The 15017-nt window shown below is 39.1% G+C and carries 15 protein-coding genes, 2 pseudogenes and 1 riboswitch; of the genes and pseudogenes, 3 read left to right on the top strand and 14 right to left on the bottom strand.

Annotated features, from left to right (window positions below; all coding sequences use genetic code 11):
* Positions 1–42 precede the first annotated feature (42 nt).
* A complete protein-coding gene (locus NSU19_RS07520) occupies positions 43–264 on the top strand; it encodes a hypothetical protein (protein WP_082829436.1) in 222 nt (73 codons plus the stop codon).
* Positions 265–291: 27 nt separating this feature from the next.
* Here NSU19_RS07520 and NSU19_RS07515 read toward each other — a convergent pair whose 3' ends face one another.
* From NSU19_RS07515 to NSU19_RS07490, 6 genes are all read right to left on the bottom strand, one after another.
* Positions 292–2190, bottom strand: a complete 1899-nt coding sequence (locus NSU19_RS07515; protein ID WP_339199983.1) for a heavy metal translocating P-type ATPase — start codon at positions 2188–2190, stop codon at positions 292–294.
* A gap of 313 nt (positions 2191–2503) precedes the next feature.
* Positions 2504–3052: a TlpA disulfide reductase family protein gene (locus tag NSU19_RS07510; protein ID WP_339195041.1), complete on the bottom strand. Its 549-nt coding sequence runs from the start codon at positions 3050–3052 to the stop codon at positions 2504–2506.
* 119 nt (positions 3053–3171) lie between these two features.
* Complete coding sequence (locus NSU19_RS07505; RefSeq protein WP_066247952.1) at positions 3172–4497, bottom strand: oligosaccharide flippase family protein; 1326 nt, start codon at positions 4495–4497, stop codon at positions 3172–3174.
* Between the two features lie 147 nt (positions 4498–4644).
* The gene (locus tag NSU19_RS07500; RefSeq protein ID WP_158640196.1) at positions 4645–5712 is read right to left on the bottom strand and encodes a Ger(x)C family spore germination protein; all 1068 of its coding nucleotides are present in this window, start codon (positions 5710–5712) and stop codon (positions 4645–4647) included.
* Between the two features lie 2 nt (positions 5713–5714).
* Positions 5715–6809: a GerAB/ArcD/ProY family transporter gene (locus NSU19_RS07495; RefSeq protein WP_339199608.1), complete on the bottom strand. Its 1095-nt coding sequence runs from the start codon at positions 6807–6809 to the stop codon at positions 5715–5717.
* A gap of 23 nt (positions 6810–6832) precedes the next feature.
* Positions 6833–8308 (bottom strand): spore germination protein, encoded by a 1476-nt coding sequence (locus NSU19_RS07490; RefSeq protein WP_066248007.1) that lies wholly within the window; start codon positions 8306–8308, stop codon positions 6833–6835.
* 273 nt (positions 8309–8581) lie between these two features.
* On the opposite strand from NSU19_RS07490, the gene NSU19_RS07485 reads away from it, so the two are divergent.
* On the top strand, positions 8582–9091 hold the full coding sequence (locus NSU19_RS07485; protein ID WP_063389353.1) for a sigma-70 family RNA polymerase sigma factor: 510 nt from the start codon (positions 8582–8584) through the stop codon (positions 9089–9091).
* 61 nt (positions 9092–9152) lie between these two features.
* Here NSU19_RS07485 and NSU19_RS07480 read toward each other — a convergent pair whose 3' ends face one another.
* Entirely contained in the window at positions 9153–9356 is a 204-nt protein-coding gene (locus tag NSU19_RS07480; RefSeq protein ID WP_063389456.1) for a hypothetical protein, read from the bottom strand.
* Positions 9357–9491: 135 nt separating this feature from the next.
* Here NSU19_RS07480 and NSU19_RS07475 point away from each other — a divergent pair, with 135 nt between their 5' ends.
* On the top strand, positions 9492–9671 hold the full coding sequence (locus tag NSU19_RS07475; protein ID WP_063389354.1) for a DUF2187 family protein: 180 nt from the start codon (positions 9492–9494) through the stop codon (positions 9669–9671).
* Between the two features lie 130 nt (positions 9672–9801).
* On the opposite strand, the pseudogene queF reads toward NSU19_RS07475, so the two are convergent.
* From queF to NSU19_RS07440, 7 genes and pseudogenes are all read right to left on the bottom strand, one after another.
* Positions 9802–10125: pseudogene (queF, locus tag NSU19_RS07470) on the bottom strand (preQ(1) synthase); the annotation flags it as partial.
* A 383-nt stretch (positions 10126–10508) separates the two neighbouring features.
* A pseudogene (locus tag NSU19_RS07465) lies at positions 10509–10676 on the bottom strand (NADPH-dependent 7-cyano-7-deazaguanine reductase QueF); the annotation flags it as partial.
* A 24-nt stretch (positions 10677–10700) separates the two neighbouring features.
* Positions 10701–11429, bottom strand: a complete 729-nt coding sequence (queE, locus tag NSU19_RS07460) for a 7-carboxy-7-deazaguanine synthase QueE (RefSeq protein ID WP_339199605.1) — start codon at positions 11427–11429, stop codon at positions 10701–10703.
* On the bottom strand, positions 11429–11866 hold the full coding sequence (gene queD / locus NSU19_RS07455; protein WP_063389356.1) for a 6-carboxytetrahydropterin synthase QueD: 438 nt from the start codon (positions 11864–11866) through the stop codon (positions 11429–11431). Before queD ends, queE begins: the two co-directional genes overlap by 1 nt.
* A complete protein-coding gene (gene queC, locus NSU19_RS07450; protein WP_063389357.1) occupies positions 11866–12525 on the bottom strand; it encodes a 7-cyano-7-deazaguanine synthase QueC in 660 nt (219 codons plus the stop codon). Before queC ends, queD begins: the two co-directional genes overlap by 1 nt.
* Positions 12526–12710: 185 nt before the next feature.
* Positions 12711–12754: riboswitch (PreQ1 riboswitch) on the bottom strand.
* A gap of 375 nt (positions 12755–13129) precedes the next feature.
* Positions 13130–13867, bottom strand: a complete 738-nt coding sequence (locus tag NSU19_RS07445) for a metallophosphoesterase family protein (RefSeq protein ID WP_066247942.1) — start codon at positions 13865–13867, stop codon at positions 13130–13132.
* Positions 13868–13899: 32 nt separating this feature from the next.
* Positions 13900–14934: a hypothetical protein gene (locus NSU19_RS07440; RefSeq protein WP_339199602.1), complete on the bottom strand. Its 1035-nt coding sequence runs from the start codon at positions 14932–14934 to the stop codon at positions 13900–13902.
* Positions 14935–15017 lie beyond the last annotated feature (83 nt).

Below are 15017 nucleotides of genomic sequence, written 5' to 3'. Positions count from 1 at the left end.
ATAATGGTAAAGCAATCGGGGGAGTTAAGGAGTGTATTTTTTGTGACATTTATCAAAAGAAATATCGTCCCGATCCTCTGCTTGGCGGCATTTTCGTCACCCATAATCGGCATGATGTTAATTGATGTGTATTATTACAGTTCGGTAATCGGGTGGGTGGTTGGATTCATTTTTATTGTAGCTGCATACATAATTGTAACGAAACGACCCGATGACTCTGAACCAAATGACTTTTTAAAAGAAAATAAAAGGCGGATCATATAGCTTAATCCGCCTTGTTATTCTTCTTATTTATGATCTTAATAGCCGCAATCCATTTAAAATGACAAGTATGGTGCTTCCTTCATGGCCAATGACTCCGAACGGCAAGTCAATGACTTGAAGGAAATTAGCACATATGAGAAGGGCGATGACCGATAGAGAAAAGGCAATATTTTGTTTCACAATTTTGTTCATTTTTTGCGACAATTCGATCGCTTTGATCAATTTCGTTAAATCGTTTTTCATTAATACAACATCTGCTGTTTCCAAAGCAACATCCGTTCCCTCCCCCATTGCTATACCGACAGATGCTGTTTTTAAAGCTGGTGCGTCATTGATACCGTCGCCGATCATCGCCGTTACGCCGAATTGTTTATTCAACTGCTTTATTCGGTCAACTTTGCTTTCAGGCAGACATTCACCGTGAAATTCATCAACGGATGCCTCTTTAGCAATGGCTTCAGCTGACGCTTTCGTATCGCCCGTCAGCATCACCGTATAGATGCCTTTGCTTTTCAATTCATCCATCAAATTTTTCATATCAGGTCTAAGTACATCTTTTAAAGCGATGCTTGCGGCAATTCCTTTTTCGTCTTTAACATAAACAACCGTTTTCCCTTGTTTGTATAATTTCTTGGAAACAGAGTTTTGAAATTGTTCAGCCTCTTCTTTTCCGACAAACGCAGCTTTCCCAACGAATATTTTCTGCCCGTTCCAAGAAGCAGAAACTCCAAACCCTGAATGTTCATCCACTGATACCCATTCATCTTTCAGTCCTTTTACATTTTCCTGAATATAAGCTGTAATAGCTTTGGCAAGAGGATGGGAGGATTGCCGCTCAATATTATAAACTGCTTGTAACAGCTCTGTTTTTTCGACGTCTGGGCGTACGATTACGTCCGTGACGATCGGCTCGCCTTTTGTCAAAGTTCCCGTTTTATCAAACGCGACCGCCCGAATTTTATTAAGACGCTCTAAATGTACGCCCCCTTTAAACAAAATGCCGTTTCTTGCCCCGTTAGAAATAGCGGATAACGTCGCCGGCATGATCGAGGCGACGAGCGCGCACGGGGAAGCCACTACCATAAACACCATCGATCTGTAAAAAGCTTCCTGAAAGCTCCAGCCTAATAAAAATGGAGGAGCAAACATCAAAACAGCCACTGCAATAAGCACACCTTTTACATACGTTCCTTCAAATTTTTCAATAAATTGCTGGGACGGAGATTTTTCAGATTGGGCGTTTTGCACCAGTTCAATAATTTTTTGAAAAAGCGTTTCCGATGCTTTTTTCGTTACGCGAACGGTGATCGATCCATTTACGTTTACAGTCCCTGCATACACTTCACTTCCAGGCTCTTTCTCAACCGGGAGGGATTCGCCCGTTATAGCTGATTCATCCACTGTCGTATGACCATTTATGAGCTGGCCATCCACCGGAATGCGGTCCCCGGGCTTCACAATGATCAAATCTCCAATCGATAAAGTGGAAACATGCACTTTTTCTTCCCGTCCATCTACTAAAAGCAGCGCTTCTTCAGGCTGCAATTCCATCAATGAAGAGATCTCCTTGTTTGTTTTGTTCATTGTATACGTTTCTAATGCGCCGCTTAGGGCAAAAATAAAAATTAAAATCGCTCCTTCAAGCCAATGGCCGATTATTGCCGAACCGATAGCAGCAAAAACCATCAGCAGCTCTACATTCAACTTGCCTTCGCGGATCGTTTCTTCAATTCCCTCTTTAGCTTTGGCAAATCCCCCAATAACGAATGCGAAAATAAATAAAATCGTTGATATGATGTTGAAATCATCTATGCTAAGCAGCCAAGCGAAAAAAATGAGAACACCTGACACAATGGCCGCAATCATTTCAACATGCTGTTTCAACCCTTGAAATAATTCCGTATTATGAAACATCTTTGCTTCCATTCTCACTTACAACCTCCTAACTGAGAATAAAATTCAGCTTCACTTCTATTGAATTCCATATGCTATTCTTGGCGACTAGTAAAAAAACTATTAAAATATCAACATCTATATGTATATTATATATCAACAATTATTTTTTTCAAGTAATAATTATATTAATTTTAAATTAATAATTAATATTAATAATTATTATCATTCTCAATCACGGTTTTTTACAGATCAAAAACGTTGGTTGGAAAATCGGTCGATTCATATGTTAAGCATTAAAATTCTATTTTTTAAAAAAGAAAAAGCACAGAAGCTTCGCTGTGCTTTACAAATCGGTTAAACGTTTTAATTGTTCGGTTGTTACGGGACCAATGATTTTTTTAAACACCTGTCCTTGTTCATCGATTATAAAAGTAGTGGGAATGACCATAACCTTGTATAATTTCATGACTTCGCCTTTTTCATCAAAAAGCACAGGAAAATCAAATCCGCTCTTTGATAAAAAAGACTTTACTTCTTCTTTCCCCCCTTCTTCTGAAGTAATGTTAATTCCTAAAAACGCGACGTGCTCAGAATCCGCTTGTTCATAAAAACGTTGAAGCTCAGGCAATTCTTCCTTACATGGAGGGCACCACGTCGTCCAAAAATTGATCACGACCTTTTTCCCTTTAAAATCCGAAAGTTTTACCATCTTGCCGTCAGTTGTTGGCAAAACAAAATTGTTAGCGGGCACTTTCGAATCTTCTTTCGTTATTATTTCTTTCATAGTTGTTTTGCTCGGTGCATTTTCTTGTTTCAAATCGCTCTCTTGACATCCAAAAAACACACATGATATAAGCAGAAAATGAAAAAGCAAGGCAGCTGTTTTTTTCAAAACGCTTCCCCCTTCATGAGAGCACTATTTTTTTCCATTCAATGATGGAAAAATGATGACTTTCGCTATTTCATAATTTATTGCTGCGATAGATCACAGTAGAGACAACCCGGAAAATCTTAATGAACACGTTTTTCCTTCAGCGACCAATAGCCAATGCCGATTTTTTGGCATATTGTCATATAATGCATTAACAATTGCAGCAATCCTCCTGCATTGAGCCCGATAATAACTCCTGACATTTGCCATTCTGGCTGCGATCCAAGCAAAAAGATGACGACAAACGAGATAAAATGCGCCCAAACCGTATGAAACAAAGCATCCTTTATTAAATTCAGACCGATCAAATACGCTTGCAGCGGAATGATCAAAAAGTGGGTAAAAAAGTACGGCCATAAAAGCTTTAAAAAAAGTGTTGCAGTAGTTCCGTTGACAAACAAACTTGTAAGCGGCTCAGCAAAAGCAAACATAATCACAATCGCAGGTATTCCGTAAAGCATTGTCATTCCGAGCGATTGCTGCAAAAGCTTCTTTAAAAGTTCCTGGTTTCCTTTAGCAAACGCTTCTGATACAGTTGGGATCAAAATCGTCAACAGTGCATGAGCGATAAACGCTGGAAAAAAGCCGATCGTCATCGCAACTCCGGAAAGCAGACCGAACTGTTCTGTCGCTCCAACCTCCGAAACACCTGCTGCCATTAATGCATATTTGATTAAAAACGGCTGAATCGCATGTGTCATAGAATGAAAAATGCGCAAAATTGTCGTTGGAACAGAGACACGAAATAAACTCCGCCGGATCAAAGCTGTTTTGGATGAAGCGAGCGTGCTTTTTTTTAGTTCTTGCGCCTGATAGACATAAACGGTAAGCAAATAAAGAACAATAACGGCTTCGCTTGCAATAAATGAGCTTAACCCTGCAATGACAGACATTTCAGGAGAAAATTCAAACAGGTTGAACAGCAAAATGAGCAGAATAAGCTGAACAAGCTTGCGAAATCCATTTGCAAATGCAATTTTCCCCATTTGCTGCGTGCCCATTAAATAGCCTCTAGCAATAGAGGAAAAAGAAATCATCGGAACAAGCAGTACAAATAAAACCGTAACGGAAGGATGATAGCTTTTTAGCGGCGGAAGAGCAGGAAACAGCAAAAAAACAATTAAGCTGAAGCAAATGCTGATCCACAAAGTTAGGCGAAAAGCATATTTCAACATTGGCCAATGGTACGGCTTTTCAGTTTCCGCCACATATTTTGAAATAGATATCGGCAATTCAAAGCTTGCTAACACGATAATGAAAAACATAATAGGCATGATCGACATATAGTGGCCGATGCCTTCTTCACCAAGTTCCCGCGTCAATACCATGTTAATCATAAAATCAAAGCATTCCCCTAGAAACGAAGCAACGATTAAAAGCAGAGCTCCCTTAAAAAAAGTTTTCATTTTTCCTCCCTCTTTTCTTATTTCATGCATATGAGACAAGTTCAAAAACATGACAGAGGATCGGAAGAGGGAGGAAAATTTTTAGTCAGCCTTTGTTATTTCGGTTTCTCGTTTCATTGGCAAAACGAAGCAATCAAATATTTAGAATTATTGCACCACACCAGTTTCAGTAATTTTTACATCCGCATGCACATCGACTTCCATCTTTGAATAAATATCCCTCCAATTTTTCACTTTTCTTAAACCTCTCGCATGGCTTAAAATTTCTTCTCCTAATCCAACCGGATCAATGTTTTTCTCTTTAAACATATCGATCATCTCCATACTGTTCTTCACAATTTCCTTTTCAAACGCTTTTTCAGCTTTTTTTAAGATTTCCGGACGAACAGTCCCTTCCGAATATTCGCGTAGATACCCTTCAATTTCCAGCTCTATCGTTAAATGGAACGGATTTTTTTCATCGATGTTCGCTCTTCTTTTCGAACGGATGCTTTCTATAGATGCTTTATTTCCATCATCCATTGTGATCGTATGAATTCCTTTAACATATCGATCGGAAAGAAGCTTAAAATAAAAAAGCTGATCATTTTCGATTTCGCCAACCATTTTGTCCTTTTGAAACAAGGCAAGTCCAGTTATTTTGACATGGTCGTTTTTCTTTTCTAATAAAGGTAAAGAAGGGTCTTTTCCTTTCATGCGAAAGTTGCGCAAATATGTGTGTAAATTGATAATCGGCAAATTTTCCCGGTGCATATTATGCTCCACTAAATTACGAAAGTACGTGGCAGTCCCCTGTTGTCCATATTTTCCTTCCAGCAAATTTTTCGCTTCACCTTTGCAGACCGCTAAAATAACCTTTGAACCGACGCTTGCATCTCGTTCAAGCGAGTCGACATATTTTTCAATTCCCTGTTTTGCTACGTCTTCACTGTAAAGAGCAAATTGCAATTTTCCATAAACTAGAGGGGCTGGCGACTCCTTTTGCAAATCGGAAATCAGATCCCTGCTTAAATCTGATTCGACCGTCATCACCTTGCTGTCGACCGGCTGCTCCTTTTTATATTCAGGAGCAACAATGGTTCCTTTAATTTTATTGCCTTCGCCGACATCGTATCCAATAACCATCACTAAATTGACATCATCAATAATTTCTTTATCCAGACATCCATAAAGCATCAGCATGAACAACATAATGAAGGAGAGAATTTTCCACATGTTTATGTTCTCCTTTTCCATAAATCCCGTACAAACGTAATGAGGTATAAAACCGGAATATAGCAAAATACAATACCAAGAGCATACGTATTGATGATCTTATTTAATAATTGAATATCTTCTTTATCAACAATGACATTGACTATAAAAAACATGACGACCAGAACAGAAATGATTGCCTTCTTTTCTGTTATTCCAAAAATTTCTGTTATACCTCTTTTGGCGCTCCACAACATGACGCAAATATTCGGCAAGATGACGAGAGACCAGGAAGCAATACCGATATATTCGAATCTTTCAACAAAAGGAAGTTCAACAATTTTCCACATCGCTAGCGTCGCCCATTTATTGCGCAATATTTCTTCTTCCGCAGAATAATAAACGATCGAAACAATCATGATGATGATATAGGAACAGGTTGTAAATAAACTTCCAATATGAGCCCATTTTTGGGATTTGTCAATATTTTTGACAAAGGGGTAATACAAAAAAAGAGTTTCAAACCCAATAACAGTTATGACCATCTGCATCGTTCCCATGAAAATTTCCTGAGGTGAATGATCCATAATTAGCAAGAGGTGCTGAAGATCTGCAAAACGAGTCGGGAAAATTAAAAATGTAAGAAAAATCCAAAGCGGCAGAACCACTCCAAAAAAAGCAAATCCGGTTACTACCCGAAATCCACCGTTAAAAATGTAATAAAGCAATCCCATAAAAATCGCGGTATAAATCCAAATATTTAAATCTTCAAACATCCACACCTTCAAAATTTCAATATATCCTATTAATATGGCGCAGCTTCCAAGAAAAAAATAGATGATCCAGACAATGTTCAATCCATTGCCGACCCATTTTCCAAACAAATCGTGCTGCAGTGTCATTAAGCTTCCGCTTGAACGTTTCAAAATTTGATAGATCATCCAAATGTACAGATGAACAATAAGACCGATCAAAATAACTGAAATCCATGAATCATGTCCCGCATACTTGACGACATTTTTTTGAAAACCTAATACACCGATGCCGAATTGAGTGCTGTGCACTAAATAAAAAACGAGCGGTGCGGAAACTTTATGACGTTCTGCTATTTGCGCCAAGTTGGATTCCTCCTCTTCCGCTGTTATTCATCAATATCTTTATTTTCCCTCGATTTCTCTTCATCCATTCGCTTCGGCTGCTCCGTCCGCAGCTGTTTCGGACGTTCATTCATCATTGAAAACGGCATACGCAGGAATGCATCCTTTAAATCGGAAATTCTCGGAGGATAGATTGGCTCCAAAAAAGGACGTCCGAGAGAAGTTAATCGTAAAAGATGGGTCGCTAAAAAACAAAAGCATAAAACGATTCCTAAAAGACCGTACATTTCGGCAAACATGAGAAATGGAAAACGCAAAAGCCTGATCGTATTGCCCATTTTATAGACAGGTGTTGTAAATGATGCTAATGCAGCAAGCGCTACAATGATGAGCAAAATATTGCTTGTTAAACCTGCTTCCACACTAGCTGTTCCGATTACAATCCCCCCGACGATGCCGATCGTTTGTCCAACCTTTGTCGGCAGCCGGGCGCCCGCCTCACGCAGCAATTCGATCGTTCCTTCCAAAAACAGCGCCTCTAAAAAAGGCGGAACTGGGACCTCCCTTCTGGATGTGACAAAATTGTTTAGTAAATCAGTTGGAATTAACTCATAATGATAATTTAAAACAGCTACATAAATCGGTGTTGCCAATATGGAAAAGGAGACAGCAAACAGGCGGATAATACGGAAAAAGGAAGACAAAATCCAATTTAAAAAATAATCTTCAAACGATGCGAAAAATTCGACAAGAGTTGTCGGACCGATTAATACATGGGGAGAGCCGTCCACAATGACCGCTATTTTCCCTTCCGCCAAAATGGAAACTACACGGTCCGGTCTTTCCGTATCCAACAGCTGAGGAAAGGGAGAATTATGATTGTCAGAGATCATTTCCGTAATGTACGAACTATCATTCACTTGATCAATTTGGATATTAGAAATTCTTTGCCAAACCGTAAATACATTTTCCTCATCCGCTATGCCTTCTATATAGATGATCGCTAATCTCGTTTGCGTCAGCCTGCCAATTTTTAAAGTCCGAATGCGCAGCTCTTCAATCGGCAATCGTTTTCGAATTAAATTAATATTGGATTCAATGGACTCAACAAACGCCTCTTTCGGACCGATGACCGTAAATTCCACTTCCGGGAGTGTAACTTCTCTAGCTTTGTTTAATTTTGCATTAACGAGCAAGCACGGAGATCCATATTCGCTTAGCGAAATCATAACAAAGCCTTCCAAAAGCTTTTCCTTCATTAAATCCGTATCAATGGTTAAAAAAATATCTTTGACCGGTAAAATGTTTTTTAGTTCTTCTAATGACTGCCAATATTTTGAGTGAATCGGCTTTAAAATGTTTTCATTTAATATATTTACATCCACTAACGTTTCAAAATATGAAATCCAATATTTGATATGGCTTGTATTGACGTCATATTGAATAAAATCAGTAGAACTGCGGAAGACAGCAAACAATTTTTCAATTGAATCTTTTCTTTTCCAATTTTGCTTATACATTCGGCTCATTCATCCCACCTCTTTCCATTATTTTTTCAAGCCATCTTTTTATTTATTCAATTAAATTTCTTCTATAGAAATAAGGAGGAAAATGGTGAAAACGGAGGAGGCTGAAACGAAATAATTGTATTTTCCTATATAGAAAATTGAATTTCCCAGACAATTGGACGCGGGTCATCTTAATCATGATGATTCGCTCAAATGATTTACACCGTTTACGATTGTATTACCGCGGAAAAAAAAAGAGCGCGCTCTTTGAAAGGATGCGCACACGTGGAAAAGAATCAATCATTTGAGGAGATGCTAACTGCTTTTCGCCCTTTAATTTTTCACATTATGAAAACTTTAAATATTTATACAGACCAAGACGAGTTTTTTCAAATAGCAGCGATCGCCCTCTGGAAAGCAAGCATCAATTATGACGAACAGAAAGGACGGTTTGCCACTTATGCTTATGCAACGATAAAAGGCTCGCTCATGACAGAATTAAGGAAAAAACAAACATATAAAGAAAGGCATGTTCTTCATGCGAATGACATAATAGCTGCTAAATTGGAATTTTTTCCATATACAGACATTGAAGCAAGAGATTTATATGAACGGATTGCCCCCGCTTTATCAGATGCTCAACGAATTTGGTTTACCATGTATTTTTTTGAAGGAAAAACTCAGAAGGAAATTGCAGAGGAGCTAAATGTCACAGTCAACAAAGTAAAAAATTGGAGAAAAGGAGCATTAAAAAAATTGAAGAAATATGCCGTAAAGGCACGGGAAGAACAGTGAACAGTCTTTAATAGCAGTTTTTAAGGGGAAGATGTGCCAAAAATTAAGAAGCTGACATCGGTCAGCTTCTTGGATCTTTTGTATATCGGTAAACAATGCTGCCACCGCGTTTTGCTGTTCCATGAAAATGTTTAAAATCTTCCCTTTCGATCAGCACTTTGCGAAACGCCATAAAATCTTCCTTTGATACACAATATTCTTCCAGTTCTCCATCACGAAGCTTGTTTAAAATGTCTTGTATCTCTTGATTTGTCAACTCGACCATCTCCTTTTCTATGAAAAACAGTCTACCGAGCAATGGAAACTTTTTACCTATTTTTTTGCGATTGTCCAAAAAAACTTTACAATTCTAAAGAAATCATGCAAAATATTTGAAAATCCATAAAAAAGGAGAGAACAAATGAAAATTGCTGAAGTTGGAGATGTTATTGAATTTAAAGACGGTCTCAAAGGAATTGTCGAAAAAGTAAATGAAAATTCCGTCATCGTCGATCTTACGTACATGGAAAACTTTCGGGAAATGGATCTGGAACAAAAAACAGTAGTTAATCATAAAAACTATAAAATTGTCGGAAAGTAAAACGGAGAATTGAATGCTCCGTTTTACTTTTTCTTATATCAAAGAGTTTAGTGCCATTTCAAGAATTTTTTACAATTAACGCAAGTTTCGGCAGGTTCTTTTATCAAAAAAACTCCTCAAGCGACTTGCTTTATCGGTTGTCCACTTTTTCCGGGTACAAATCATGGTTCATCATACGATACTCCGCCATTTTCTCGTATTTTGTTCCAGGACGTCCCCAATTGACATAAGGATCAATAGAAATACCGCCGCGCGGCGTAAATTTTCCCCATACTTCGATGTAGCGGGGCTCCATGATCTTGATTAAATCATTCATGATAATATTAACACAGTCCTCATGGAAATCGCCGTGGTTGCGGAAGCTGAACAAATAAAGCTTCAGCGACTTGCTTTCCACACATTTTTTGTCTGGAATATAGCTGATATAAATGGTCGCGAAGTCCGGTTGTCCGGTGATTGGCCTCTGTTTTTCACAAACAGGTGGACTATATCATATTCTTATTCAACTGCGATATTGAATAAGAACCCTTGCGCTTCCACCAAGATAATATATGCTGTCATCTTGGTGTACTCTACTCTCTTCCTCCAACACTACTCTTACTCGCTTCATGCTGGAGTGATTTCGATAGTCTCTGCACCTTCCTCAAATTTAAGAAGAAGATTCCCTTAAATTTGAGGCTTGGCTCAGGGTTGGAAAGATAATGGGAATAAGAGACAAGAACATGTTTTTCTTTTATTTGATTACAATTGCCATTTCCGCTTTTTACTCCATTATCCTCTTCCCCTGAATTCACAAGGTTTATCCGACAGTGTCGCCACTGAAGTGTGCCCTTATTGACACAAGCTGGTAAACTCCGGACAATTGAACTTCACGAAATAATCGCGGTCTGGATGTTTATTATCGAATACTTCCAACACTTCTGGGCTGTATTCAAATAAATATTTTGTATTTTTGTTGCCTAACAGCGTCAGATCTTTCAATTCATCATCTTTTCTTCCAGCCATCTTTTTTCATCCTTTCCTATTCATTTACACTCCGCGCTTGTTTCCCCAAACAAGTGCATGAAGCTGCGGCAAAACTCGAGCATCGTTCATTTCTTTTGATAGAACAATCAATTCGATCAGCCATTCTAATTTTTCTAAAAGCTGATTTCTCAGGAGGTGATCATTTTGTTCGTTTACTTGATCATTTCCAGGCTGCAAATAAAATGAAATATTTGGATAGCGAAGGTGGACGTTTTTCGCGTAATCAAAATCTTCCTCATTAAAAACAACAACTTTTAGACTAACATTGTCTTTCCGTCCGCCATCGATCAGCCGCTTCATAATGTCATCAAGCACAGTAAAGTTCGTTTTCATCCCTGAACTAGGAGGCTTGGGAGAAAGAGTTAAATCATCGATTAGTAAAAACCAATCTTGATAACGGCTTCCCTGTGTCTCCAGTGCAGTGCGAAATCCTTGCTCCCTTAAAAGGATAATCAATTCATCCAATCCTCTAATCAATGCCGGATTTCCGCCCGAAATGGTGACGTGATTGAAGCGATCGCCGCCAAGCTCAATAAGATCGTCCAAAATTTCCGCTGCTGTCATTTGTTTAATTTCATCTTTTGCTGAACCGTTCCACGTAAAAGCTGAATCACACCAGCTGCATGAATAGTCGCAACCGGCCGTTCGGACAAACATTGTTTTTTGTCCGATCACCATTCCTTCCCCTTGAATGGTCGGTCCAAAAATCTCGATGACCGGTATTTTTTTCATTATTTCATCTCCCTTTTCGGACGGTACACAACATAGCTTGTCGGCGTTTCTCTGACAAACACCTGCAAGCATTTCGGTTTATTCGGGAGTACATTTAAATGATCCTGGACAATTTCCCAAATTTTCCGCGCAACCACTTCTGTCGTTGGAAAGTCTTCGCTGTTTTGACCATTGAATACATCCGTATGGTCATTGAGCAGCGTATGGTCAAATCGATCATGAACCCATTTTTTTAAATGCTGAAAATTCACAAGGAATCCTGAATCATCAAGCTGATCACCGCAAATAGTGAGATTGACGAAATACGTGTGGCCATGTACACGGGCGCATTTCCCCGCTTTTTCATGCGGGATGTAGTGTGCAGCAGATATTTGCATATCTTTATTCAGCTCATAACTATAACTATGAAAAACTTGCGGATAAAATTGATGAAGCATCACGTATTAGCTCCTTTTTCAGCCAAATATTGTTCCAATCCCCTTTTTCTCAATAAGCAAGCAGGGCATTCGCCGCATCCGTCGCCAATAATGCCGTTATAGCACGTCAACGTTTTTTCGCGAATGATATCGAACACCCCTAACTCATCGGCAAACTTCCACGTTTCCGCTTTATTGATCCACATAAGCGGCGTGTGAATCACAAAATCCTCTTCCATCGCTAAATTAATCGTTACATTGCAGGATTTTACGAACACGTCCCGGCAGTCAGGATAGCCGCTGAAATCCGTTTCACATACACCTGTCACAATATGTTTCGCTCCCAGTTGTTTCGCCAAAATGGCGGCAAATGTCAAAAAAACTAAATTCCTCCCCGGAACAAAAGTGTTGGGAAGCTCTCCTTCCTTTTGTTCAATTTCCATATTTGAACGCGTTAATGCATTCGGCGCCATTTGATTTAATAAGGACATGTCCAGCACATAATGAGGTATGCCGGCTTCGTTCGCAATGTTTTTCGCTGCTTCAATTTCCTGTGCATGCCGCTGATTATAATGAAACGTGACAGCGGTCACCTCATCAAATTGTTTCTTCGCCCAAAACAAACAAGTTGTACTGTCTTGTCCTCCGCTAAACACAACGACCGCTTTCTTATTATCCATTTGAAAACGCTCCTTTCTGAAAAAAGAAAGCCATTCACACTGCCTAGCTTAAACAGAAACTGATGCTTCTTTTTCTGCTACAGAGGCGGAAGCAAGCTGTTCAGAAGCCTTTCGAAATCATCATAAATCTATTCAACTTCTAAACCTTTCGCAAACATTGAAAAAACTATATCCCAAGGATATAGTTTTCCTTAGTTTTTTATAGAGGGTGTGCTAGAACCTCTCCCGTTCTTTCGAAACAGATTTTTATTCAAGTTGTATCTTATTATATCATACAGAATTGGTTATGCAAACGGCATGCTCCGACTGGAGTCACTCAAGACTTTGTGGGCAACTTTTTTAATCGCTATTTTTTGATAGCGAAATCACTTTTTTCAGGGTACCCTCTTGGTAAAAAAATCTCCTTTTTCAAAAAACAGAATTGAGCCGAGCGTTTGTGGGCAATTTTTTATCCTCTAAATGTAGTCCATGATCATTCTACCAGGAGCAGCCGCACTTTCTTATATTACTGCCACACTTTCCCTTTCATTTAATGAGCAATCAGAGTTCTCATTAAATGAAGGCGCTAATTTTTACCTACAATAATTTTACTTATACCTCCGCATCATGCCTTTTCCAAGCCTCTGTAGCGTGAGGTCGTTAATTCCTGAATATACTCTTTTAGTTCCGGCATTTCTTTTTTTCTAGCTAATTGAATGGCAAGGTCAATATCATATGGAACACGTATGTGCTGAATCGAAAAAGGAGCCCTTTTCTCCGAGTTGAACGTGCCTTCCAAAATGCAGTAGGATGCTTCGGGCAGGTCCAGCGGATTACCGACACTGCCTGCATTAAAAAGCGTTTTACCGGATAAATGCTGTATAAAGGCATTATGAACATCACCGTATCCGACAACATCCGGCTCCTTCGTTCCCAAACCGGTTTCAACGCTGTTTTCAAACATGGACAATCTTTTTTCAATCGAATCCCAAGGCTGTACTCTTATCCAGACGCTGAAAGGGGATGCATGAAAAAGCCGCAGCCGGCGGCCGCTCATATAAAAATCAATGGAAAACGGGAGGCTACGCAAATATTCTATGTCTTCTTGCGACAACTGATTTTGATGCCAGCGAACGACATCGTTTACATCTTCCCTTGTAATCAGCTCGTCCCAGTTTCCTTTTAAAACAAAATCGCAGGAGCTGCGGACGATATCGATCGCTTCTTTTGATTCAGGTCCTTTTCCGACAAGATCTCCTAAACAAAAAATTCGATCTACATTTCGCAAGCTTATATCTTTCAATACAGACGACAACGCCGGAATATTCCCATGTATATCAGAAATGACCGCGATTTTATCCAAATAAACTCCTCCTTCATTTCCCTACTATTTTATCATGATTTGTTATCGTCTGGAATTTTTTTGAACATTAATAATATGAAAAAGGCAATGCTCATATACCCGAACAGCGGATAAAGCGTGGAAATGAGCTTTCCGTATCCTATCAGGCTGACTAAATAACATAATAATAGGATGAAAATGACACCAGCGATTTTTGCCAAAGGCTTTTCCGATGATAATTGCCGTTCCAAACCATACAGATTGCCGATCAACGATGAAAATATTTCTCCAAAAATAACAAGGATGTATATGTAATAAAAGCCTGAAAACAGCTGCTTGACAATTTCAGCCATTGGGATTTCAAAAAGCCCGGCGTCCGGCAAATGCAGAAGGGAGAAATAGCTGGAAAATAAAATGAAGCTTAATCCGAGACCGCCTACAACTCCGCCCAATTTAATGGCGCTTTCATCCTTTATTGCGTTTGCGAGCGGAACAAGTACAGCCTGAGCAAGAGAGAGATTAAAAGAAACATATAAAAAGCTTGATTTGACTGGTTGAAACACTCCATCCAACGATAAATCGATAAAATCACTCCTTATGATGGCTTCAATGGAGATGATCAGGCTAAACAAAATAAAAAGCGGAACAACCATTAGATTGACGGAAGACAGCCCTTTGACTCCAAACGAAATCACAGCAATGGAAAGCACAATCGTTAAAAAAATTCCAAATTGCTTTGAAAGCGACAGTTGCTCTTCAAAAATCGCCCCCGCCCCCGACAGCATGACCGATGTGATGCCAATCAGCATCATAAACATCAAGCCGTTGACTACATAAGCTGACAACGTCCCAAACAAAAATTGGTTCAACTGCAAATACGAAGATGCATTAATGCGTCTTCCGATCAACATCATTTTCGTTCCCAGCCAAACAAATAAAACGGCAGAACAAATAATTCCAACAATTCCTCCAGCGCCGTATTTTGAAAAAAACTCAACGATCTCTTTTCCCGTTGCAAACCCTGCACCGATGACAGTGCCGATATAGACAGAAGCTATTTGAAGTGCCAATACCCATTTATTGCTCATGTTTCACCCACCTTACTTTATCAACAATATATGGACAAGAAGGGAAAAAAAGACGAAAAAAATTTGTAAAAAAGACTTGAAAG

It is taken from the genome of Aeribacillus sp. FSL k6-2211, from assembly GCF_037966125.1.
GTDB classification, from domain to species: Bacteria; Bacillota; Bacilli; order Bacillales; family Aeribacillaceae; genus Aeribacillus; species Aeribacillus composti.
Note: the sequence above shows the minus strand (reverse complement) of the source record. Positions and strands in the feature narration are given on the sequence as shown.